Annotated in this window: 24 protein-coding genes; 16 read left to right on the forward strand and 8 right to left on the reverse strand. The window is 65.5% G+C overall.

All coding sequences use genetic code 11. The features are described from left to right. Nucleotides 1-222 precede the first annotated feature (222 nt). Nucleotides 223-1,497 (reverse strand): tRNA (N(6)-L-threonylcarbamoyladenosine(37)-C(2))-methylthiotransferase MtaB, encoded by a 1,275-nt coding sequence (gene mtaB / locus IF803_RS12550; protein WP_461192328.1) that lies wholly within the window; start codon nucleotides 1,495-1,497, stop codon nucleotides 223-225. An 18-nt stretch (nucleotides 1,498-1,515) separates the two neighbouring features. Beyond that, a complete protein-coding gene (gene dapF, locus IF803_RS12555) occupies nucleotides 1,516-2,412 on the reverse strand; it encodes a diaminopimelate epimerase (RefSeq protein ID WP_461192329.1) in 897 nt (298 codons plus the stop codon). Between the two features lie 183 nt (nucleotides 2,413-2,595). Between dapF and IF803_RS12560 the strand changes: the two genes are divergently transcribed. Together IF803_RS12560 and IF803_RS12565 are read left to right on the forward strand one after the other, a co-directional pair. Next, entirely contained in the window at nucleotides 2,596-3,306 is a 711-nt protein-coding gene (locus IF803_RS12560; protein ID WP_461192330.1) for a GyrI-like domain-containing protein, read from the forward strand. Nucleotides 3,307-3,311: 5 nt separating this feature from the next. Continuing rightward, nucleotides 3,312-4,040: an SIMPL domain-containing protein gene (locus IF803_RS12565; RefSeq protein ID WP_304498111.1), complete on the forward strand. Its 729-nt coding sequence runs from the start codon at nucleotides 3,312-3,314 to the stop codon at nucleotides 4,038-4,040. Nucleotides 4,041-4,267: 227 nt separating this feature from the next. On the opposite strand, the gene IF803_RS12570 is transcribed toward IF803_RS12565, so the two are convergent. After that, complete coding sequence (locus IF803_RS12570; protein WP_461192331.1) at nucleotides 4,268-5,332, reverse strand: MBL fold metallo-hydrolase; 1,065 nt, start codon at nucleotides 5,330-5,332, stop codon at nucleotides 4,268-4,270. Between the two features lie 449 nt (nucleotides 5,333-5,781). Here IF803_RS12570 and ffh point away from each other — a divergent pair, with 449 nt between their 5' ends. From ffh to rimM, 3 genes are all read left to right on the forward strand, one after another. Then, the gene (gene ffh / locus IF803_RS12575; protein WP_461192332.1) at nucleotides 5,782-7,329 is read left to right on the forward strand and encodes a signal recognition particle protein; all 1,548 of its coding nucleotides are present in this window, start codon (nucleotides 5,782-5,784) and stop codon (nucleotides 7,327-7,329) included. A 140-nt stretch (nucleotides 7,330-7,469) separates the two neighbouring features. After that, on the forward strand, nucleotides 7,470-7,802 hold the full coding sequence (gene rpsP / locus IF803_RS12580; RefSeq protein WP_028340838.1) for a 30S ribosomal protein S16: 333 nt from the start codon (nucleotides 7,470-7,472) through the stop codon (nucleotides 7,800-7,802). Between the two features lie 131 nt (nucleotides 7,803-7,933). Next, the gene (rimM, locus tag IF803_RS12585; protein ID WP_461192333.1) at nucleotides 7,934-8,455 is read left to right on the forward strand and encodes a ribosome maturation factor RimM; all 522 of its coding nucleotides are present in this window, start codon (nucleotides 7,934-7,936) and stop codon (nucleotides 8,453-8,455) included. A 13-nt stretch (nucleotides 8,456-8,468) separates the two neighbouring features. On the opposite strand, the gene gcvA is transcribed toward rimM, so the two are convergent. Further along, nucleotides 8,469-9,380: a transcriptional regulator GcvA gene (gene gcvA / locus IF803_RS12590; RefSeq protein WP_461192334.1), complete on the reverse strand. Its 912-nt coding sequence runs from the start codon at nucleotides 9,378-9,380 to the stop codon at nucleotides 8,469-8,471. A 172-nt stretch (nucleotides 9,381-9,552) separates the two neighbouring features. Between gcvA and IF803_RS12595 the strand changes: the two genes are divergently transcribed. The 6 genes from IF803_RS12595 (at nucleotide 9,553) to IF803_RS12620 (ending at nucleotide 15,467) form a co-directional block, all read left to right on the forward strand. Then, nucleotides 9,553-10,752: an MFS transporter gene (locus IF803_RS12595; RefSeq protein ID WP_461192335.1), complete on the forward strand. Its 1,200-nt coding sequence runs from the start codon at nucleotides 9,553-9,555 to the stop codon at nucleotides 10,750-10,752. Nucleotides 10,753-10,979: 227 nt separating this feature from the next. Then, nucleotides 10,980-12,062: a zinc-binding dehydrogenase gene (locus tag IF803_RS12600; protein ID WP_461192336.1), complete on the forward strand. Its 1,083-nt coding sequence runs from the start codon at nucleotides 10,980-10,982 to the stop codon at nucleotides 12,060-12,062. A gap of 9 nt (nucleotides 12,063-12,071) precedes the next feature. Beyond that, nucleotides 12,072-12,833 (forward strand): tRNA (guanosine(37)-N1)-methyltransferase TrmD, encoded by a 762-nt coding sequence (trmD, locus tag IF803_RS12605; protein ID WP_461192337.1) that lies wholly within the window; start codon nucleotides 12,072-12,074, stop codon nucleotides 12,831-12,833. 109 nt (nucleotides 12,834-12,942) lie between these two features. Continuing rightward, the gene (gene rplS, locus IF803_RS12610) at nucleotides 12,943-13,323 is read left to right on the forward strand and encodes a 50S ribosomal protein L19 (RefSeq protein ID WP_018269387.1); all 381 of its coding nucleotides are present in this window, start codon (nucleotides 12,943-12,945) and stop codon (nucleotides 13,321-13,323) included. Between the two features lie 417 nt (nucleotides 13,324-13,740). Next, entirely contained in the window at nucleotides 13,741-15,147 is a 1,407-nt protein-coding gene (gene leuC / locus IF803_RS12615; protein ID WP_461192338.1) for a 3-isopropylmalate dehydratase large subunit, read from the forward strand. Between the two features lie 110 nt (nucleotides 15,148-15,257). Next, on the forward strand, nucleotides 15,258-15,467 hold the full coding sequence (locus tag IF803_RS12620; RefSeq protein WP_016847629.1) for a hypothetical protein: 210 nt from the start codon (nucleotides 15,258-15,260) through the stop codon (nucleotides 15,465-15,467). A 125-nt stretch (nucleotides 15,468-15,592) separates the two neighbouring features. On the opposite strand, the gene IF803_RS12625 is transcribed toward IF803_RS12620, so the two are convergent. Further along, entirely contained in the window at nucleotides 15,593-16,156 is a 564-nt protein-coding gene (locus IF803_RS12625) for a hypothetical protein (RefSeq protein WP_461192339.1), read from the reverse strand. Between the two features lie 156 nt (nucleotides 16,157-16,312). Between IF803_RS12625 and IF803_RS12630 the strand changes: the two genes are divergently transcribed. Continuing rightward, entirely contained in the window at nucleotides 16,313-16,606 is a 294-nt protein-coding gene (locus tag IF803_RS12630; protein ID WP_461192340.1) for a DUF1330 domain-containing protein, read from the forward strand. Nucleotides 16,607-16,679: 73 nt separating this feature from the next. Here the strand turns inward: IF803_RS12630 and IF803_RS12635 are convergent, their stop codons facing one another. Further along, nucleotides 16,680-17,018, reverse strand: coding sequence for a hypothetical protein (locus IF803_RS12635; protein WP_461192341.1), 339 nt, complete (start codon nucleotides 17,016-17,018; stop codon nucleotides 16,680-16,682). 127 nt (nucleotides 17,019-17,145) lie between these two features. After that, nucleotides 17,146-17,379, reverse strand: a complete 234-nt coding sequence (locus tag IF803_RS12640) for a Slp family lipoprotein (RefSeq protein WP_016847632.1) — start codon at nucleotides 17,377-17,379, stop codon at nucleotides 17,146-17,148. Nucleotides 17,380-17,719: 340 nt separating this feature from the next. Between IF803_RS12640 and IF803_RS12645 the strand changes: the two genes are divergently transcribed. Beyond that, nucleotides 17,720-17,965, forward strand: coding sequence for a hypothetical protein (locus IF803_RS12645; protein ID WP_461192342.1), 246 nt, complete (start codon nucleotides 17,720-17,722; stop codon nucleotides 17,963-17,965). Here IF803_RS12645 and IF803_RS12650 read toward each other — a convergent pair. Continuing rightward, entirely contained in the window at nucleotides 17,928-18,254 is a 327-nt protein-coding gene (locus IF803_RS12650; RefSeq protein ID WP_304498100.1) for a hypothetical protein, read from the reverse strand. The genes IF803_RS12645 and IF803_RS12650 overlap by 38 nt on opposite strands. Nucleotides 18,255-18,369: 115 nt before the next feature. Between IF803_RS12650 and IF803_RS12655 the strand changes: the two genes are divergently transcribed. The 3 genes from IF803_RS12655 to IF803_RS12665 all read left to right on the forward strand — a co-directional run bounded on the left by IF803_RS12655 (nucleotide 18,370) and on the right by IF803_RS12665 (nucleotide 20,343). Further along, on the forward strand, nucleotides 18,370-18,768 hold the full coding sequence (locus IF803_RS12655; RefSeq protein ID WP_016847635.1) for a metallopeptidase family protein: 399 nt from the start codon (nucleotides 18,370-18,372) through the stop codon (nucleotides 18,766-18,768). An 87-nt stretch (nucleotides 18,769-18,855) separates the two neighbouring features. Next, complete coding sequence (leuD, locus tag IF803_RS12660) at nucleotides 18,856-19,458, forward strand: 3-isopropylmalate dehydratase small subunit (protein ID WP_016847636.1); 603 nt, start codon at nucleotides 18,856-18,858, stop codon at nucleotides 19,456-19,458. Between the two features lie 93 nt (nucleotides 19,459-19,551). After that, on the forward strand, nucleotides 19,552-20,343 hold the full coding sequence (locus tag IF803_RS12665) for a glycosyltransferase family 32 protein (protein WP_461192343.1): 792 nt from the start codon (nucleotides 19,552-19,554) through the stop codon (nucleotides 20,341-20,343). Nucleotides 20,344-20,390: the final 47 nt, after the last annotated feature.

The following is a 20,390-nucleotide window of genomic DNA, read 5'->3' on the forward strand; positions in this document are numbered from 1 at the left end:
GTCAAATAGCTCGTTCAGTATCATCACATGCGAAATGCAGGTGATCCGCTGCTCCGGAGGCGCCATGCGCGGCTCCCCACATTCGTCGTCCTGGCGAAAGCCAGGACCCATAACCACCGCCTTGGGTGGCTGTGCGAGATCGCGGCCCCGCGTCGCGCAACAATTGAGATTTGGGGTAATGGGTCCCGGCCTGCGCCGGGACGACAATGGGAGCGAACTTTCTCAGCGGCCCGATGCAATGAGCCGCGCACCGTCATGGCCGCGGATAGTCATCGCGCGCACCATGCCCGGCACATCTCTCTCGATCGCGACCGGCAGGAAGTGCTCGGTGCGGCCCTGCGTGCCGCTCTCGATCAGCACCTCGCGCGTCGCGCCGACTTCCGCATCAAGCCGGCGCAGCAGCGCGGCTTCGCCTGCCGTGCGCAGCCGCCTGGCGCGCTCCTTGATCGCGCCGCCCTCGACCTGCGGCATCCGCGAGGCCGGCGTGCCCGGACGGCGCGAATAGGGAAACACATGCAGGAAGGTGAGATCGCATTCCTCGACCAGGTCGAGCGAGCGCGCGAACATCTCTTCGGTCTCGGTCGGGAAGCCCGCGATGATGTCGGCGCCGAGAGCGATGTCCGGCCGCAGCCGGCGGACCTGCGCGCAGAAATCGATCGCGTCCCGGCGTGAATGCCGGCGCTTCATCCGCTTCAGGATCATGTCGTCGCCGGACTGCAACGACAGATGCAGATGCGGCATCAGCCGCGCATCGTCGGCGATGACATCGAGCAGGTCGCGATCCGCCTCGATCGAATCGATCGACGAGATGCGCAGCCGCTTCAGCGCGGGCACATGGCGCAGGATCTGACGGGTCAACTGGCCGAGTTTCGGCGCGCCCGGCAGGTCGGCGCCATAACTCGTGAGATCGACGCCTGTCAGCACGATCTCGGCATGGCCGCGCTCGACCAGCGCGCGGACCTGATCGACCACCGCGCCCATCGGCACCGAGCGCGAATTGCCGCGGCCGTAGGGAATAATGCAGAAGGTGCAGCGATGATCGCAGCCGTTCTGCACCTGCACGAATACGCGCGGCAGGCCGCGCTCGAAGCCGTCGAGCAGATGCGGCGCCATCTCGGTCACCGCCATGATGTCGGCGACCGCGACCTTTTCGCTCGCATCGATGCCGAACGGCGCCTCGAATGCTGAACGTGTCGCGCGCCACGCGTCGCCGCGCATCTTCTCGTCATTGCCGACGACGCGATCGACCTCGGCCATCTCGGCGAACATCTGGCTTTGCGTCTGCGCCGCACAACCGGTGACGACGATGCGCGCATGCGGGCGTTGGCGTTTCAACTTGCGGATCGACTGCCGCGCCTGCGCCACCGCCTCGTTGGTGACGGCGCAACTGTTGATGACGATGGTGTTGGAAAGCCCGGCCTGCTCCGCCTCGCGCCTGATCACCTCGGATTCAAATGAATTGAGGCGGCAGCCAAAGGTGACGACATCGACGCCCATAACCGATCTCACGCCCGATCAGGCGACGCTGGCGAACAGCGCCGGATCGAAGCGGCCCTCATATTCGAAATCGGCGGTGCCGGTCATCAGCACGTGATCGTCGCGCTCGCGCCATTCGATGCCGAGCTTGCCGCCGGGCAGCGTGATCTCGACGCTGCGATTGGCACGCTTCAGCCGCGCCGCCGCGACCGCCGTCGCGCAGGCCGCCGAGCCGCACGCTTTGGTGAGGCCGGCGCCGCGCTCCCAGGTGCGGATCGTGATGTGGTCGCGATCGACGATATGGGCCAGCGTGATGTTGGCGCGCTCCGGGAAGATCGGATGGTTTTCCAGCAGCGGGCCGAAACGCTCGAGGTCGTAGGCATTGACGTCATCGACCCAGAAGATCGCATGCGGATTGCCCATCGAGACCACCGAGGGCGAATGCAGCACCGGATTGTCGATCGGCCCGACCTGGAGCTCGATGTACCGGGTGTCGCGAAATTCCTCAGCCAGCGGAATGTCCTGCCAGCCGAACTTCGGCGCGCCCATGTCGACGGTGTAGAGATCGGGCGCCGGCCCCTGCCAGCAATTGAGCAGGCCGGCGCGGGTCTGGAACGTCGCTGATGTCTGGCCGGTCTTCTCGAAGATCCGCCGCACCACGCAGCGCATGCCGTTGCCGCAGGCGCCCGCCTCGGAGCCGTCATTGTTGTAGATCGAGATGAACGCTTCGGTGCCGTCGAGCCGCGGCGGCTGCAGCACCATCAGCTGGTCATAGGGCACGCCGGCCGGCGAAGCCACGGCGCGCGCCTCCGCCGCCGAAACCTGCGCCCGACCTTGTGCCCGACCTTGTGCCTCTGAATCGCGCAGGTCGACGACGACGATCTCGTTGCCGATGCCGTTCATCTTGGCGAATGCGTGATTGGCGAGCGCGCTCATCGATTTTCCCAAATTCTGCCCGGTTATATGGCGAGTGATGGCCCGTTAGCCAGCCTGAATAGCCCCATGACACATCTGTCATGGGACGAATGCAGAACTTGCGTGTTAGGAATATCGCACCTCGCGGACCGCGCGCCGGGACAGATCGAGCGGCCGTTTGAGGAAGGGGATGGAGAATAACCAATGAACCGTATCAACACGCTCCGCGCGGCCCTTGTCGCGATGCTGCCCTTGGCCGCGATCGCACTGGCAAGCCCGGCCCCTGCCCAGTCGCCGTCAGCCTCGCCCGCTCCCGCAGTGAGCCCAAGCCCGACCCCGGCGCCTGCACCATCGGCGACGCCGGTGCCCCCGCCGGCCGAGACCAAGTCGCCGGCCGACAGCCCGGCCGCAGCGCAGACCCCGACGCCGGCGCCGGCCGCCCCGGTGCAGACCGCCGATCCCTTCGGCGAGCCGTTCACGCTGGAGCCGAAGAAGGTCGTGATGCTGAAGGGCACGGCCAATTGGGATTCCGCCTTCGACGCCCTGATCGAGGCGTTCAAGCAGCTCACCGCGCTGCTCGACAAGGACGGCGTCAAGGCAGCGGGCAATCCGATGATCGTCTACACCTCGACCGACGACACCGGCTTCACCTTCATCGCCGAGATCCCGGTCGATCAGGACGTCAAGAACCTCGGCAAGAACATGAGCATGGGCAATTCGCCTGACGGCAAGGCGCTGAAGTTCGTCCATCGCGGTTCCTACGACAACATGGACAACACCTATGAGGCGATCACCAATCACCTCGACGACAAGAAGCTCGAAGCCAAGGACACCTTTATCGAGGAATACATCACCGATCCGCTGAAGACCGCGGAGGACAAGCTTGTGATCAACGTCTACGTACCCCTGAAGTGAGCCAGATGACCCATCGCCTCTCCCTTGGCCTCCCCCTCGCCGCCACCCTGATCGCGACCACGCTGCTGGCTGCGCCCGTACTGGCCAATGACGACTTTCCGCCGGCGATTTCGGTCACCGGCGAGGCGACCGTGTCGGCGCCGCCCGACCAGGCGCAGCTCGACGCCGGCGTCACCACCGACGCCAAGACCGCACGCGAAGCCGCCGAAGCCAACAATGTGACGATGGGCAAGGTGCTGGCCGCGCTGAAGGGTGCCGGGATCGCGGAGAAGGACTTTCAGACCTCGCGGCTGTCGCTGCAGCCGCAATTCGCCAATCGTGGGCCGTCGTCGCCGAACGCCCCGCCCAGCATCGTCGGTTACCACGCGAGCAATCGCGTCACGATCAGGCTGCACGATGTGAGCAAGGTCGCCAGCGTCATCGACGCGCTGGTCGGCGCCGGCGCCAACGATATCGGCGGGCTCAATTTCTCGGTGTCGCAGGCCTCGAAGCTGCTCGACGACGCCCGCGAGAAGGCGATTGCCGACGCCCGCCGCAAGGCGGAGATCTACGCCAAGGCCGCCGGCGTCACGCTCGGCGCACCCGTGAATATCGCGGAGGTCGGCTCGGCGCCGGTACCGGTGTTCCGTCCCAAGATGGCCACGGCCGGCTTCGCCGCGCCGACGCCGGTGGCGCAAGGCGAGGAAACGCTGACGGTCAATGTCAGCGTCTCCTGGGCGATCAAGGAGAAGTAGTGCCGCAGGCGTAGCCCGGATGGAGCGTAGCGAAATCCGGGGCCAGCTTCTTCGCGGATAGTCTTTCCCGGATTTCGCTGCGCTTCATCCGGGCTACTCATTATTGTCGTCCCGGCGAAGGCCGGGACCCATAACCCCAAATATCGATTGTTGCGCGACGCTGGGGCCGCGCTTCCGTTCACAACCAGACTCGGTGGTAATGGGTCCCGGCCTTCGCCGGGACGACGCTAAATCTCGAACACCTGACCCGGCTTCAACACGGCGAATTTCTCGCGCGGCACGCTCGCTGCGTCGAGCGCTTCGCCAAGCGCGATCGCGGGCGCGTCGATTGCCTCGTCGGTCAGCTGGAATGTGCCGTGGTGATGCGCCAGCGCTTGCGCCGCGCCGCAATCGGCCAGCGCCTTCACCGCATCCTCCGGATTCATGTGCTGGTCGCGCATGAACCAGCGCGGCTCATAGGCGCCGATCGGCAGGATCGCGAGCCGGAACGGGCCATGCGCCTCGGCCACCCGGCGGAAATGCCCGCCGTCGCCATAGCCGGAATCGCCGACGATGTAGAGCTTGCCGGCCGGCGTCTCCAAAACAAAACTCGCCCACAGCGCCTTGTTGCGATCGAACAGCCCGCGCGCCGACCAGTGCCGCGTCGGAACCAGCGTCGCGGCAAGGCCATTGCCGAGCTCGACGCGCTGATGCCAGTCGAACGCCTCGGCTTTGATCGCGGCATCGGACGTACGCATCGTGACGTCGTTGCCGAGCGGCGTGATCACGCGAGGACCAAATGCCCCTGCAAGTCTCGACAGCGTCGCGACGTCGAGATGGTCGTAGTGGCCGTGCGACACCAGCACGACATCGATCCTGGGCAGTTTCTCGAATGCGATGCCGGGATCGTTGTGCCGCTTCGGCCCGGCGAAACTGAACGGTGAGGCACGCATCGACCAGACCGGATCGAACAGGATGTTGAGGCCCGCGGTCTGGATCAGCCAGCTGGCATGGCCGACGAAGCAGAACCGCACCTTGTCGCCCTCGACGCGGGGCGGCGGCGTATCGGCATGGGGGCTCGGCGCCCATTCCGGCCAGACCGCGCGCTGCCGGCCGCCCCCGAACTGCCAGCGCAGCACCTCACCAAGCGATTTCGGCGGCGAGCCGTCCGGATCGAAGAAGTGCAGGCCGTCGAAATGATCGGAGACGGGGCCGTCGTAGGTTTTCATGTAGATCATCCAGATCGAGGGCACGCCGATCGCAGCGGCGGCTCCGGTCAAGGTTGCAAGAAAGCGGCGGCGGGTGATCAGCACGCGGGTTCCGGAATAGGAGGCAGGCTCCGGTTATATGGGTGGCAGCGGCGAATTCGGAACCAAGGCAGCAAATCGACGTGATTTCAGTACCTTACTGTCCAGACTGAGCGGATTTCAGCGAAACTTTCCTTGACTTTGCCGCCCCGGCAGCGTTTAACGCGGCCACTTTCTCGGAAAGCTCCGTCTTTTCGACCCGCCGACTGGTCCTGGAGGCCAGAGGCCAACGCCCGACAGCGCGATGCGCCCTCGGGCGCGAAAGCGTTTGGACCATCGTCTTGGCACGGTGCCGAGGCAAATTATCTGGTCATCACCGCGAAAGCGGGTGATCCAGTATCCCAGAGGTACCTCGGATTGAACCGGGAGGCCGCGGCGTACTGGATACCCCGCTTTCGCGGGGTATGACGAGAAACGGGTGACCGCGCTCACGGGCGCAACGAAGGACAACGGCATTGTTCGACAATCTGTCGGAACGGCTTGGTGGCATTCTCGATCGTCTGACGGGGCGCGGTGCGCTGACCGAAAAGGACGTCGATGCCGCGATGCGCGAGGTGCGCCGCGCGCTGCTCGAGGCCGACGTCGCGCTCGAGGTGGTCCGCAGCTTCATCGACCGGGTCCGCGAGCAGGCGATCGGCGCCACCGTCGTCAAGTCGGTGACGCCGGGCCAGATGGTGGTGAAGATCGTCCATGACGAACTCGTCGCCACGCTCGGTTCCGACGGCCAGACCATCGATATCAACTCCGTGCCGCCGGTGCCGATCATGATGGTCGGTTTGCAAGGCTCCGGTAAGACCACCACCACCGCAAAGCTCGCGCGCCGCATGGTCCAGCGCGACAAGCGCAAGGTGCTGATGGCCTCGCTCGACGTCTACCGCCCGGCGGCGATGGAACAGCTCGCGGTGCTCGGCCGCGACCTCGACATTCCGACGCTGCCGATCGTCGCCGGCCAGATGCCGCCGCAGATCGCGAAGCGCGCGCTAGAGGCCGGCAAGCTCGGCGGCTACGACGTCGTGCTGCTCGACACCGCCGGCCGCACCACGCTCGACGAAGACATGATGAAGGAGGCGGCCGAGATCAAAGCCGCCGCCAACCCGCACGAAGTGCTGCTGGTCGCGGATAGCCTCACCGGCCAGGACGCGGTCAACCTCGCGCGCTCGTTCGACGAACGCGTCGGCCTCACCGGCATCGTGCTGACGCGCGTCGACGGCGACGGCCGCGGCGGCGCGGCGCTGTCGATGCGCGCCGTCACCGGCAAGCCGATCAAGCTGATCGGCACCGGCGAAAAGACCGACGCGCTGGAAGACTTCCATCCGAGCCGCATCGCCGGCCGCATCCTCGGCATGGGCGACGTGGTCTCGCTGGTCGAGAAGGCCGCCGCCAATATCGACGCCGAGAAGGCCGCGCGCACCGCCGAGCGGATGCGCAAGGGTCAGTTCGACCTCAACGACATGCGCGAACAGCTGCAGCAGATGGCCAATATGGGCGGCATCGGCGGCCTGATGGGCATGATGCCCGGCATCTCCAAGATGAAGAACCAGATCGCGGCGGCCGGCATCGACGACAAGATCTTGAAGCGCCAGGTCGCGATCATCGACTCGATGACGCGGCAGGAGCGCAAGAACCCGGACATCCTGAAGGCGAGCCGCAAGAAGCGCATCGCGGCGGGTGCCGGCCAGAGCGTCGAGCACGTCAACAAGCTCTTGAAGATGCATCGGAACATGGCCGACATGATGAAGGCCATGGGAAGCGGCAAGCGCGGCCCGCTCGCCGGCATCGCGCAGGCGATGGGCTTCGGCGGCGGCATGAAGCCGCCCTCGGCCGAGGAGATGAAGGCGCTGGCCGAGAAGATGCAGGGCGGCGCCGGCGGCGGTCTGCCCAATCTGCCGAAGGATTTGCCGGCCGGCCTACGCGGCGGCCTGCCGAATGTGCCGGGCCTGACCGGCCTTTCCGGCAAGCCGATGCTGCCGGGCCTCGGTGGTTTCCCGGGCAAGAAGAAATGACCCTCTTTCGTCATTGCGAGCGCAGCGAAGCAATCCATCTCACCGCGCGCGGAGACATGGATTGCTTCGTCGCTTCGCTCCTCGCAATGACGGCGTAACTGACCAACACAGACTTTGAACCAACACTGAAGGAGAACTGAATGTCCGTTGTTATCCGCCTCGCTCGCGCAGGCACCAAGAAGCGTCCGGTCTATCACGTCGTCGTTGCCGACTCGCGCTTCCCGCGCGATGGCCGCTTCATCGAGCGTCTCGGCCACTTCAACCCGCTGCTGCCGAAGGACAACGAGTCGCGCCTGAAGCTCGACATGGACAAGGTGAAGGCCTGGCTCGCCAAGGGCGCGCAGCCGTCGGATCGCGTGACCCGCTTCCTCGACGCCGCCGGCGTCGTGAAACGCACCGCGCGCAACAACCCGGAAAAGGCCGTGCCGCGCAAGGAGCGCAAGGCGCAGGCCGAAGCCGCCGCCAAGGCGTAAGGTACCAAGACGATGACCTCGGCCTCGTGCTTCGAGACGCACGGCATTCGCCGTGCTCCTCAGCACGAGGGTCTCTCACCTCATCCTGAGGAGCGGCGTCTTCGCCGCGTCTCGAAGGATAAGGCCCGCTGATGCCGTCCCTCGTCTGTGTCGCCCGAATCGGCGCTGCGCATGGCGTGCGCGGCGCCGTCAGGCTTTGGACCTTTACCGAAGATCCGCTGGCCGTGAAGGACTACGGCCCGCTGATGACCAAGGACGGCACGCGCCAGTTCGAGGTCACGCATGCGCGCGAGGCCAAGGACCATCTGGTGGTGACGCTGAAGGGCGTCGCCAGCCGCGATGATGCCGAACGGCTCAACGGCCTCGAGCTCTACGTTCCGCGCGACCGGCTGCCGGACACCGACGACGGCGAATACTACCACACCGATTTGATCGGGCTCGCCGCGGTGACGACATCAGAGCAGCCGCTCGGCAAGGTGATCGCGATCCATAATTTCGGCGCCGGCGACATCATCGAGATCGCCCCGCCGCAGGGCGCGACGATGCTGCTGCCGTTCACCAATGCCGTGGTGCCGACTGTCGATCTCGACGGCGGCCGCGTGGTGATCGACCTGCCCAAGGAAATCGACGGCGACGATCCGTCGGCGGCCTGATCAGATAAAATCTTCAGCCCGTCATCCGGCCCTGCTGCTCGAGCCAGTCGCAGAACACCGCGCTGTGCGGATCGTTGCTGCGGCCCGCCGGAAAATACGCGAAGTAGCTCCGCGCCGGCAGGCTAACATCCGGAAACGGCGTCACCAGACGCCCGGCCGCGAGATCGTCCGCGATCAGCGCGGTCGGTCCCATCGCAACGCCGAGCCCATCGAGCGCGGCCTGGATCGTCAGATAGAAGTGATCGAAGGTCAGCGCGGCCGCCGGCTCCAGCGCGGATTGCCCGGCCTCGGTGAGCCAGTCGCGCCACAGCCGCGGCATCGACGTGACATGCAGCAGCGTGTGCCTGGAGAGGTCCGCGATCTCATTGAGCGGCAGCTGCGCCAATAGCGACGGACTGCACACCGGCAATCTGCGCTCCGACACCAGGAAGCGCGACGAGAAGCCGTGGAAGGTGTCGGGGCCACCGCGGATCACGACGTCGAATGATTCAGACAACGCATCCACCGGATCGTTCGACGTGCTCAGGCGTACCTCGATATCCGGATGCTCGGCGCGAAACCGGCTCATCCGCGGTAATAGCCAGCGCAGGCTGAAGGTCGCGAGCGCATTGACGCGCAGCACCGCGACCGCTGCATCGCCGCGCCGCTCGCGATGCTGCTGCACGGCGGCCGAAATCCGGTCGAGCGCGGGCGCGAACTCCGCCAGCAATGCCGCGCCTGACGGCGTCAGCACCACGCGCCGCACCGATCGCCGAAACAACGACGGCGCGCCCAGCCATTCCTCGAGCAGGCGGATCTGCTGACTGACCGCGCCATGGGTCACGCTGAGCTCGGCGGCGGCCTCCTTGAAGCTGCCGAGCCGTGCGGCGGCCTCGAAGGCGCGGACCGCATTGAGCGGTGGCAGGCTGCGACGTGGGACGAACATTGATCCCTCAATACAAGATTTTCTAACGCATGATCCGATTATTACTGATTTGTGACAACAGCTTTGGCGGCGCATACTGCCATACAAGCTACTTACATAGCTTTCTTTTTTGAGGTCCACTCCTGATGCTCGCCCGTCCAAACTTTAGATTTTCTTGCACTGGAGGGCGGCAATGAGCGTGTCGGCTGAAACCGGCACGACGCGGCCCGACCGGGCCCGATCAACCCGCACCCTGACCGTGACCGGGCTCAACCACGCCCTCCACGACGGCTACACCGACGTCATCTACGTGCTGCTGCCGGTCTGGCAGGCCGAATTCGCGCTGAGCTACGGCCTGCTGGCGCTGCTGCGCGGGCTATATGCCGGCGCCATGGCCGGGCTGCAGATTCCGGTCGGACGCATCGCGGAGCGGATCGACGGCAAGGTCATCCTGATCGCGGGCACGGCGCTGTCGGCGCTCGGCTACGCGTTTGCCGGATTCTCCGGCGGTGTCATTGGTCTCGGCCTCGCGCTCGCGCTCTCCGGCGCGGGTTCGAGCACGCAGCATCCGATCGCTTCATCAGCGGTGTCGCGTGCCTATGGCACGGCGGCGCGCGGGCCGCTCGGCATCTACAATTTCTCGGGCGATCTCGGCAAGGCGGCGATCCCGGCGCTGACCTCGATCCTGCTGGTGATCATGTCGTGGCGGCACACGCTGCTCGTGCTCGCTCTTGCAGGCCTGCTCGTCGCGGTCTGCATTGCGCTCTGGATGCCGTCGGTCGGCAAGGGCGCCGAGCACAAGGCGGCATCAGCATCGCGCGGCGCCAGCACAGGCCGCGGCTTTCATTGGCTGCTCGCGATCGGAATTCTCGACACCGCGGTCAGGATGGGCTTCCTCACCTTCCTGCCGTTCCTGCTGCGCGACAAGGGCGCCTCGCTGCCGACCAACGGCCTTGCGCTGGCGCTGGTCTTCATCGGCGGCGCCGCGGGAAAATTCACCTGCGGCTGGCTCGGCGAGCGGGTCGGCACGCTGCGCACCGTGCTGATCACCGAAGGCGGCACGGCGGCGCTGATCGTCGCGGTGCTGGCGCTGCCGCTCGCACCGGCCATCGTGCTGCTGCCGCTGCTCGGCGTGATGCTCAACGGCACGTCATCGGTGCTCTATGGCACTGTGCCCGAGCTCACCCCCGCGCACCAGACCGAGCGCGCCTTCGCGCTGTTCTATACCGGAACGATCGGATCGGGCGCGATCGCGCCTGTTATCTACGGCCTGCTTGGCGACGCGCTCGGTCCGACGCTCGCGACGGCGGCGACCGCGCTCACGGCGCTGGCGATCTGTCCGCTTGCGGTCGTGCTCGCGCGGCATCTCGCTGACGATCCGAAGGCGGCGTGACGCATCACGTGCCTAAGCCCGGGCGACCGTCCATCTTCTCCTTCCCCCTGAAAGGGGGAAGGTCGGGATGGGGGTCAGCCGCGGGCGATGCTGCAAGCGGACAGAGCTGATCCCCACCCGCTTTGCTCTCGCGAGCAAAGCGACCTCCCCATTTCAAGGGGAGGTTGGAGCGGATTGCGCTTCGCTCCATCCGGGCTACCTAACCAATGGTGCCACGGAGGATGATAATGACAAGCACGCACAAGGCCTGGCGGCTGCACGCCCACAATGATCTTCGCTTCGAGGATGTCGCGACGCCGAAGCCCACGCCCGATGGCGTCGTGGTGCGGATCGAGGCCGGCATGGTGCTGTCCTACACCAACAGGCTTCTGTCCGGCGCGCTGCCCTACAGCCTGCCGCCGATGCCGTTCGTGCCGGGCACCAATGCGATCGCACGCGTCGTCGCCGCGGGCGACAACGTCACCCATGTGCAAAGCGGCGACCGCGTGTTCCTCAGCCCGCATCTGCGCGGCGACGTGCCGGATCGCGATCCGCCGCAGATCCTGATCGGCCTCACCGCGACGGTGACGACGCCGGAGGCGCTCGCCTTGCAGACGCGCTGGCGCGACGGTGTGTTCGCGGAGATCGCGCACTGGCCGGCCGCCTGCGTCACGCCGCTCGCCAATCTCGACGACAAACCGGCGGCCGAGCTGATCGGATTGGCAAAGCTGATCGTGCCGTTCGGCGGATTGCAGCGCTCCGGCCTGCGCGGCGGGCAGACCATCATCGTCAACGGCGCCACCGGCTATTTCGGCTCGGGCGGCGTGATGCTCGCGGTGGCGATGGGCGCAGGCCGCGTCGTTGCGGTCGGACGCAAAGAGGCCGCGCTCGAGCAATTGCGCGATGCGTTCGGCCCACGCGTCATTCCCGCCGTCGTCAGCGGCGATGCCGCAGCCGACCTTGCGGTCATCCGCCGCGCCGCCGGCGGCAGCGCAGATGTCGCGCTTGATTTGCTCGGCGCCGCCAAGAGCACGTCGACCACACTGGCCTCTCTGCGCGCGCTCAGGCGTGGCGGCCGGATGGTGCTGATGGGCAGCGCCGAGGTGCCGCTCGAACTCTCGTTCCGCGAGATGCTGGCCAATGACTGGGAGGTGGTCGGGCAGTTCATGTACGATCGCACGGCACCAGGCCAGCTCGCCGGCCTCGCCGCCGAAGGCCTGCTGAACCTCCGCAAGATCAACGTCGCGACCTTCGCGCTCGCCGACTTCCGCCGCGCGGTGGATGCGGCCGCGATGATGCAGAGCCTCGACCTCACGGCCGTGGTGCCGTAACCAGAGGCCATGACATCGCAAGACACCCCAGCCCAGGCGACACCATGGCGCGCCACCGTGCTGACCCTGTTCCCGGACATGTTTCCGGGGCCGCTCGGCGTGAGCCTCGCCGGCAAGGCGCTGGCTGGCGGACTGTGGGCGCTGGAAGCGCGCGACATCCGGGCCTCGGCCATCGACAAGCACCGCAGCGTCGACGACACGCCGGCCGGCGGCGGTCCGGGCATGGTGCTGCGGGCCGATGTGCTGGCGGCGGCGATCGACGCGGCCGATATCGCGCCTGACCGCCCGCGCCTGCTGATGAGCCCGCGGGGTCGGCCATTGACCCAGACCAAAGTCGCGGAGCTGGCGGCCGGGCCCGGCCCCCTGATCGTCTGCGGCCGCTTCGAGGGTATCGACCAGCGGGTGATCGAGGCGCGGGGCCTCGAGGAGGTCTCGATCGGCGATTATGTGCTGTCCGGCGGCGAAATCGCCGCGATGGCCCTGATCGACGCCTGCGTCCGCCTGTTGCCGGGGGTGATGGGCAAGCAGGCCTCGGGAACCGAGGAAAGTTTTTCCGAGGGATTACTGGAATACCCCCAATACACCCGCCCGCAGGAGTTCGAGGGCCGGCAAATCCCGGAAATCCTGATTTCCGGCGATCACGCCAAGGTCGCGGCCTGGCGGCTGGCCCAGTCCGAGGCCCTGACGGCGGCCCGGCGGCCCGATCTCTGGGCCCGCAAGGCCGGCCAAAAAGCCGCTCCGCGAAGGACAAAAAACAAGACAGACGGGTGACAAACCCTGCGCTTTGCCTTATACGGGCGGCCAAATCCGCACCCGCGCAGGATAGATGGACGTTTGCGCAGCCCGCGAAAGGCTGGGCGCGCCGCCGATGGAGATTTCAATGAACCTTATTCAGCAGCTCGAAAAAGAGCAGTTCGACAAGCTCGCCGCCACCAAGGATATCCCGGAATTCGGACCCGGCGACACCGTCATCGTCAACGTGAAGGTGGTCGAAGGCGAGCGCACCCGCGTGCAGGCCTATGAGGGCGTTTGCATCGGTCGTTCCGGCCAGGGCCTCAACGAGAGCTTCACCGTGCGCAAGATTTCCTACGGCGAAGGCGTCGAGCGCGTCTTCCCGGTGATGTCGCCGATGATCGACTCGATCAAGGTCGTGCGTCGCGGCAAGGTTCGTCGCGCCAAGCTCTATTACCTGCGCAACCTGCGCGGCAAGTCGGCCCGCATCGTCGAGAAGCAGGACCGTCAGACCGCCGTCGGCGAGTAATTTTTCCCTCGTAGCGTTTTCGAGCGAAGTGGGGACCGGTTCGCGTCAAGAAAACGCGTCAAACGACAACCGGATGTGACCGAAAGCGCGGGGCCTGCCCCGCGCTTTTTTGTTGCGGCATACCTATCTGACGTGCAGGCCCGCGCATGGATCGATTGTCGCGGGCGCGAGCCCTGTGTTAGAAATTTAGAATGGTTCCGGATCAAGCAAGCCAGCGCTGCCCAAGTCAGACCTGCAAGCGCGTCGTGATCGACGATCGCTCGCGGCTGCCCGGCCGCTTCTTCGGGCGCTTTGCGACGTCGGCAACATCAGAGCTTAGACGCGCAGCGTAACGCTGCCTGGACGCTTTCGCCTGTCCGCGCGCTTAAGACGCGCTCATGCCATTCCACCACTGAATTTCTTCTGGAGCTGAAGCTCATGTCCAAACCGACAACGCTGTACGACAAGATCTGGAACGACCATCTGGTCCACGAGGCCGACGACGGCACCTGCCTGCTCTATATCGATCGCCACCTGGTGCACGAGGTGACCTCGCCGCAGGCGTTCGAAGGGCTGCGCGCCGCCGGCCGCAAGGTGCACGCGCCCGAGAAGACACTCGCCGTCGTCGACCACAACATCCCGACCACCGACCGCTCGAAGCCGAACCCCGATCCTGAAAGCATCGAGCAGATGCGGGTGATGGCGGAGAACGCCAAGGAATTCGACATCGAGTATTACAACGAGTTCGACAAGCGTCAGGGCATCGTTCACGTCATCGGCCCGGAGCAGGGTTTTACGCTGCCCGGCACCACCATCGTCTGCGGTGACAGCCACACCTCGACGCATGGCGCGTTCGGCGCGCTCGCGCACGGCATCGGCACCTCCGAGGTCGAGCATGTGCTGGCGACGCAGACGCTGATCCAGAAGAAGGCCAAGAACATGCGCGCGATCGTCGACGGCAAATTGCCCGAAGGCGTGACCGGCAAGGACATCATCCTGGCGATCATCGGCGAGATCGGTACCGCCGGCGGCACCGGCTATGTGCTGGAATATGCCGGCGAGGCGATCCGTGCGCTCTCGATGGAAGGCCGCATGACGGTCTGCAACATGTCGATCGAAGGCGGCGCGCGCGCCGGCCTGGTTGCGCCCGACCAGAAGGCGTTCGACTTCCTGCGCGGCCGCCCGAAGGCCCCGAAGGGCGCCGCCTGGGACGCCGCGATGCGCTACTGGGAGACGCTGCGCTCCGACGAGGGCGCGCATTTCGACCACGAGATCCGGCTCGATGCGGCCAAGCTGCCGCCGATCGTCACCTGGGGTACGAGCCCTGAGGACGTCATCTCGGTGACCGGCTTCGTGCCCGATCCCGACAAGATCGCCGATGAGGCCAAGCGCATCTCCAAGCATCGCGCGCTGAAATATATGGGCCTGTCCGCCGGCACGAAGATCACCGACATCAAGCTCGACCGTGTCTTCATCGGCTCCTGCACCAACGGCCGCATCGAGGATCTGCGTGCCGCTGCGAAGATCGCCGAGGGTAAGACCGTCAACGCCAACGTCAACGCGATGATCGTGCCGGGCTCGGGCATCGTGAAGGAGCAGGCGGAAGCCGAAGGCCTCGACAAGATCTTCATTGCGGCCGGCTTCGACTGGCGCGAGCCGGGCTGCTCGATGTGCCTTGCGATGAACCCGGACAAGCTGAAGCCGGAAGAGCGCTGCGCCTCGACCTCGAACCGCAACTTCGAGGGCCGCCAGGGCTTCAAGGGCCGCACCCATCTGGTCTCGCCCGCGATGGCCGCGGCCGCCGCGATCGCCGGACACTTCGTCGACGTCCGCGACTGGCGGTAAGGTACGCGCGGGTTTCGTCTCAAGCTCGAGTCGTTTCGGAAACGGCTCGTTAACGGGGCGCACGCACACTGCCTCCTTGCGAAAACGAGCCTTCGCAAGGAGCGCGTGCCGTGGCCGATAAACCCGAATTCGTCGACATGATCAGCGACGCGACGCGCCAGAAGCGCCGTCGTGCAGTAGCGCGCATCATCGATCCGCTTCCCGAGGTGAAGGAAACCTCGCGCCTCAGCCATTGGCCGCCGGAGCGCTGGACGCAATGGCGGATGGAAAACCTGACGCCGTGGAAGATAAAGTCCTGGAAGCTGAAGAACTGGGATTAACGCATCTCTCTTGACGCGGTTTCTTCACGCCAACCGGCGTCCACTTCGCTCGAACAGGCTCTGGCGCGCAAAGAGAGTGACCCAACAAGACGGGCGCCGTGAGGCGCCCGCTGTCATTTCAGACTTTACCAATAGACCCGGTACGGCCGCCAGTAGTGGCGGTGGTGCCACCACGGCCGGCAGATCCGGCGCGGTCCGTAATAGGTCCAGACCACCCGGCAACGGCGGTGATGATAGTAGGCCGGGTAATAGTAGGACGATCCGTAGAAGAAGCGCCGGTGATGGAAGTGCCGGCGATAATAGGGCCGATAGCCGTAGCGGTAACCGCCGCCATAGAAGCGGTGATAACCGCCATAATGGCGATGGAAGCCGCCATGGCGATAGCCGCCACGGAACGCCGGTGCGGCGCGAAAGCCGCCACCATGGAAGCCGCGGAACCCGCCGCCGTGGAATCCACCACTACGGAAGCCGCCGCCATGAAAACCTCCGCCGACGCGGCCGCCGCCACCGCCATGCCGGATCTGGGTCGTCATGGCATCGGCCGCAGATTTTGCTGCGGGCGCTGCGCCCGGGCTCGCCAGCGACAGCGCTTCGGCGCGCTGCTGCGAGGCGACCGACAATGCGAGGACCACGGCCGCCGCAACGCCGAGACGGCGCACCAATCCGCGCCGCAAATAGCTCTCCCTCATCTCTGAACCTCCCACAACGGCAATGCGCACCACGCTGCATGGCAGCCGGCTTCATTGCGTTCATTGCAGTCGCTCCCGGCATGACGCTAGAAACCGCTGACTGAATGCGCCATGAACGCGCAAAACGCTGCGACGAAACGTCCGGGAGAAACGTCAGTGACTGTCTATGTGATCGTGCAACTCAAGATGACCGATCGCGCCGCCTATGATCGGTATCAGGCGCGCTTCTTCGACGTGTTCAGGAAATTCGACGGACGCCTGCTGTCGGCCGACGAACAGCCCGCGGTGCTCGAGGGCAGCTGGGATCGCGACAAGCTGGTGCTGATGTCGTTCCCTGACGAAGCCGCATTCCGCGCCTGGTCGGAGTCGCCCGAATATGTCGAGATCTCGAAGGATCGCAAGGCGGGTGCGCAGGGCGTTGTGCTGCTGGCGAAGGGCTTCGCGCCCTGAGGCGGGCGGGGCAGCTCCGATCGGAGCTGCTCTCTCGTTGCAGCGCTGATCGCGCCCAGCGCGACGACGCGCATCACCAGAACGGGCCGAACCCGAAGCCGAAGGTGAATGGCGCCGGCGTGGCATATGGGTACGGCCGATAGTAATAGGGCCGGCCGTAATAATAGGAGCCGTACGGCCGATAATGGGAATAGGGCCGGTAGTACGGCCGGTAATAAGGACGGTAGCCGTAGTGATAGTGGCGACGATGGTAATGGTGATGATGGCGCTGCGCGCTGATATCCGTTGCCTTGCCTGCTTGCCGCTGCGGTGCCGCGGCCTGCGGCTTGGCTGATGCCGCGGCGGTTGCCGATGCCGGCGCTGTCAACGCGAATGCACAAGCGACAGCCGCAACACCGATCCATCTCATCATGATCAACTCCTGCAGATTGCGATTGATATCATCTCGCGTGGGCAAATCTGCCGGTTTGATGGCTGAGAACGACAACAGGCCCGCTGCTCACGGGCCTGTGTCTCATCTGCGCTGATACGCCGCGCGATTAACGGCGCCAGTGGCGACGATGCCCCCAGCCGCGGTGATGTCCGCGATGCCAGCCACGATGCCAGCCGCGCCCGCCCCAGCGTACCTGCGTGGTCGTCTGGTTCGCATTGTCCTGAACCGTTGCGGCTGTGCCCGGCGTGGCGAGCGACATCGCGCTTGCACGCTCGGCCGGCGCCGCCAACACCAACACGGCACCGACGGCCGCCAGTCCCAGAACCTTCATCGCCTTCATGAATTGTCTCCTTGATCCCTTTAAGTCACGTCTTGCAACGGACGATCAGTTCTTGCTTTGACGCGTTTTCCTCACGCGAGCCGACGTCCATCCCGCTTCACGTGCGGGACAGGCTCCGCTGGAAAACGCCTGAGCTTTCGAATCGACCCCCGTTGCCGCGACGCAGATCGCAAGCAGAATGCGGACGACGTGAATGGGAAGTGAATAACTGCGCCACGATCATGAATGCTGCGAGCGCGCTTCAGGTTCCGACACAGCCGCAGGATTTTTCGTGTCGATGCGTAAATCCGGCATAGACTATGGTCGCATGTTGTGAGGTGCCTCTCGCAGGACATCGCCAATGGCACAACAAGGCCCGCGCAAATGGTTGGCGCTCGGCGGTTCCATCATTTCAATCGATGTCGCGCTCGCCTCGCAAGGACCGGGCGGCGCCATGGGCACTGCAAGCCATCTCACGCAATTGGTGATGGCGGTCGCGGTCCATGGATCGATGGGAGTGATCGCGGCTGTTGCGATGATCGGCGCGACGCGCCGACATACGCGCGCAACTAGCCCGGCCGCCAGAAGCAGTTCATGCGCGGCGTGATCACGGTACCGCTCGGCCGGTGCTCCTGCACATAAGTCGCGGTGCAGTCGCGCACGGCGTTCGGACCGGGGTTGTAGCGCGGGATGACATCGGGTTCCCAATGATCGGGCCGGGACCGGTAGATCGGCACACGCTTCAGCCGGCGGCGCTCGACGACACGCTCGCGCACGACCGGTGCCGCCTCGCCGACGCGCGCCTCAGCTGCCGCGCTCTGTGCCTGCGCCTCCGTCGCCGGGAGCGAGAGCCCGACTGCTACAGCCAACGACGCTGCCGCCACGATCCGTTTCATTACGCCCACCCAAGCTCGATTCTTGAGCCCCATTCGTTGGCGGCACGGTCTCCCATTGCGCCGCCAAGGTCAACTGCGCTGGCGCCGCCGACAGCACTCGCGCTAAAGGAGTGTCATGTGGACCACAGAAAAAGCCCCCTCGCTCGCCGAGATGGAGGCCATGGCGCACGAGGTTTTCGAGCGCCTGCCCAAGACGTTCCGGGCCCTCTGCGAGGGCCTGATCATCCGCGTCGACGATTTCCCGACCGACGAGGTGCTCGACGAGATGCAGGCCGAGAGCGAGTTCGACTTGCTCGGCCTGTTTCAGGGCATCGGCCTGCCGCAGCAGAGCCATAGCGACGTGGCCCGGCTGCCCAACCTGGTCTGGCTGTACCGCCGGCCGATCCTGGATTACTGGGCCGAGCACGACGAGACCCTGGGCCACATCGTCCGCCACGTGCTGATCCATGAGATCGGGCACCATTTCGGCCTCTCCGACGCCGATATGGAGGCGATTGAGGCCGATGCGGGCTAGCCCTGCAGAAATGGCCCTTTTACCGCTGTCACATTCGCGATAAACATCCGGCCGATATCCGCTATTTTTTGCCCGGGAAGAGCACCGATGGACAAGTTCACCACGCTGGAAGGCGTCGCGGCGCCGCTGAAGATCATCAATGTCGACACCGACATGATCATTCCGAAGCAGTACCTCAAGACCATCAAGCGCACCGGCCTTGGCAAGGGGCTTTTCTCCGAGCAGCGCTACAAGGATGACGGCAGCGAGAACCCGGATTTCGTCCTCAACCAGCCCGCCTATCGCAACGCGAAGGTGCTGGTCGCCGGCGACAATTTCGGCTGCGGCTCGAGCCGCGAGCACGCACCCTGGGCGCTGCTCGATTTCGGCATCCGCTGCGTGATCTCGACCTCGTTCGGCGACATCTTCTACAACAACTGCTTCAAGAACGGCATCCTGCCGATCCGCGTGTCGCAGGAGGACCTCGACAAGCTGTTCGACGACGCCGAGCGCGGCGCCAACGCGACGCTGACCATCGACCTCCCCAACCAGGAGATCCGCGGTCCCGACGGCGGCAAGGTCAAGTTCGAGATCGACCCGTTCCGCAAGCACTGCCTGATCAACGGCCTCGACGACATCGGCCTGACGATGGAGAAGAAGGCGTCGATCGACAGCTACGAGACCAAGCTCAAGGAACGCGCCTGGGCTTGAGGCTCAGCGCATCATCGTGCCCCGGTGCCGTCAGGCGCCGGGGCTTTTCTTTGCCGAATTCGCTCGCCGCAAACCCGCTGATAGCTGACGCGCATGCTGCCTGACATCGTCACCTTCTGGCACGGCTCGATGGACGCGCTGCGCCAGACCTGCCTGCGCTCGCAGGTGGCGGCGGGGCACAAGGTCACCGTCTACAGCTTTGATCCGATTCCCGGCCTGCCGGACGGTATCGGCAATGCCGAAGCCGAGGCCGTGCTGCCGCATTCGTTCGCGGAGAAGCTGCGCCCGGCGGAGCCCGACGGCTCGTGGCGCGACTGGACCATGCTGCAGTTCAGCGACTTCTTCCGCATGCGGCTGATGGCGCAGCGCGCCGGCCTCTGGCTCGACGCCGACGTGCTGCTGCTGAAGGGCGTCGAGCTCGATCCGGCAAAGCCCTATTTTGCCTGGGAGCGGCCGCGGCAGCTCGGCAACTCCGTGCTGTATCTGCCGCCCGACGATCCGATCGTGCGCGCCTTCGAGGCGCTGATGCAGCAGGACGAGTTGATCCCGGACTGGCTGGCGCTGCGCCACCGCCTGACCTTTGCGATGCGCCGGCTGCGCGGCAAATCCAACCGCCTCGCCGACATCCGCGTCGCGATCTACGGCCCGGCGGCGCTCACCGCGCTGGCGCGCCGCGCAGGCGAATTGCAGCACGCGCTGCCGAAGCGATCATTCTACGCCGTGCACGCCGAGCCGAGACTGTTCTTCGAACCGTCGGATTTTTCGAAGTACCTGAACGATCCCGGGATCATCGGCCTGCACATCTCGCCGAAGGGGCGCGGCAAGGAGGCGCCGATCCCCGGCAGCCTCTACGCGTGGGCGGCGGAGAGGTTTGGAGCGCGATAATCACCCTCCCCTGGAGGGGCGCACCGCCAAAATATCGAAAACAACCC

The sequence above is a fragment of the Bradyrhizobium sp. UFLA06-06 genome, assembly GCF_054820065.1.

Bases quoted from the DNA above. Each gene is read 5' to 3' on its own strand.
- mtaB (WP_461192328.1), bottom strand. From the start codon at position 1,497: ATGGGCGTCGATGTCGTCACCTTTGGCTGCCGCCTCAATTCATTTGAA.
- dapF (WP_461192329.1), bottom strand. From the start codon at position 2,412: ATGAGCGCGCTCGCCAATCACGCATTCGCCAAGATGAACGGCATCGGC.
- IF803_RS12560 (WP_461192330.1), top strand. From the start codon at position 2,596: ATGAACCGTATCAACACGCTCCGCGCGGCCCTTGTCGCGATGCTGCCC.
- IF803_RS12565 (WP_304498111.1), top strand. From the start codon at position 3,312: ATGACCCATCGCCTCTCCCTTGGCCTCCCCCTCGCCGCCACCCTGATC.
- rpsP (WP_028340838.1), top strand. From the start codon at position 7,470: ATGTCCGTTGTTATCCGCCTCGCTCGCGCAGGCACCAAGAAGCGTCCG.
- rimM (WP_461192333.1), top strand. From the start codon at position 7,934: ATGCCGTCCCTCGTCTGTGTCGCCCGAATCGGCGCTGCGCATGGCGTG.
- gcvA (WP_461192334.1), bottom strand. From the start codon at position 9,380: ATGTTCGTCCCACGTCGCAGCCTGCCACCGCTCAATGCGGTCCGCGCC.
- IF803_RS12595 (WP_461192335.1), top strand. From the start codon at position 9,553: ATGAGCGTGTCGGCTGAAACCGGCACGACGCGGCCCGACCGGGCCCGA.
- IF803_RS12600 (WP_461192336.1), top strand. From the start codon at position 10,980: ATGACAAGCACGCACAAGGCCTGGCGGCTGCACGCCCACAATGATCTT.
- trmD (WP_461192337.1), top strand. From the start codon at position 12,072: ATGACATCGCAAGACACCCCAGCCCAGGCGACACCATGGCGCGCCACC.
- rplS (WP_018269387.1), top strand. From the start codon at position 12,943: ATGAACCTTATTCAGCAGCTCGAAAAAGAGCAGTTCGACAAGCTCGCC.
- leuC (WP_461192338.1), top strand. From the start codon at position 13,741: ATGTCCAAACCGACAACGCTGTACGACAAGATCTGGAACGACCATCTG.
- IF803_RS12625 (WP_461192339.1), bottom strand. From the start codon at position 16,156: ATGAGGGAGAGCTATTTGCGGCGCGGATTGGTGCGCCGTCTCGGCGTT.
- IF803_RS12635 (WP_461192341.1), bottom strand. From the start codon at position 17,018: ATGATGAGATGGATCGGTGTTGCGGCTGTCGCTTGTGCATTCGCGTTG.
- IF803_RS12640 (WP_016847632.1), bottom strand. From the start codon at position 17,379: ATGAAGGCGATGAAGGTTCTGGGACTGGCGGCCGTCGGTGCCGTGTTG.
- IF803_RS12645 (WP_461192342.1), top strand. From the start codon at position 17,720: ATGGCACAACAAGGCCCGCGCAAATGGTTGGCGCTCGGCGGTTCCATC.
- IF803_RS12650 (WP_304498100.1), bottom strand. From the start codon at position 18,254: ATGAAACGGATCGTGGCGGCAGCGTCGTTGGCTGTAGCAGTCGGGCTC.
- IF803_RS12655 (WP_016847635.1), top strand. From the start codon at position 18,370: ATGTGGACCACAGAAAAAGCCCCCTCGCTCGCCGAGATGGAGGCCATG.
- leuD (WP_016847636.1), top strand. From the start codon at position 18,856: ATGGACAAGTTCACCACGCTGGAAGGCGTCGCGGCGCCGCTGAAGATC.
- IF803_RS12665 (WP_461192343.1), top strand. From the start codon at position 19,552: ATGCTGCCTGACATCGTCACCTTCTGGCACGGCTCGATGGACGCGCTG.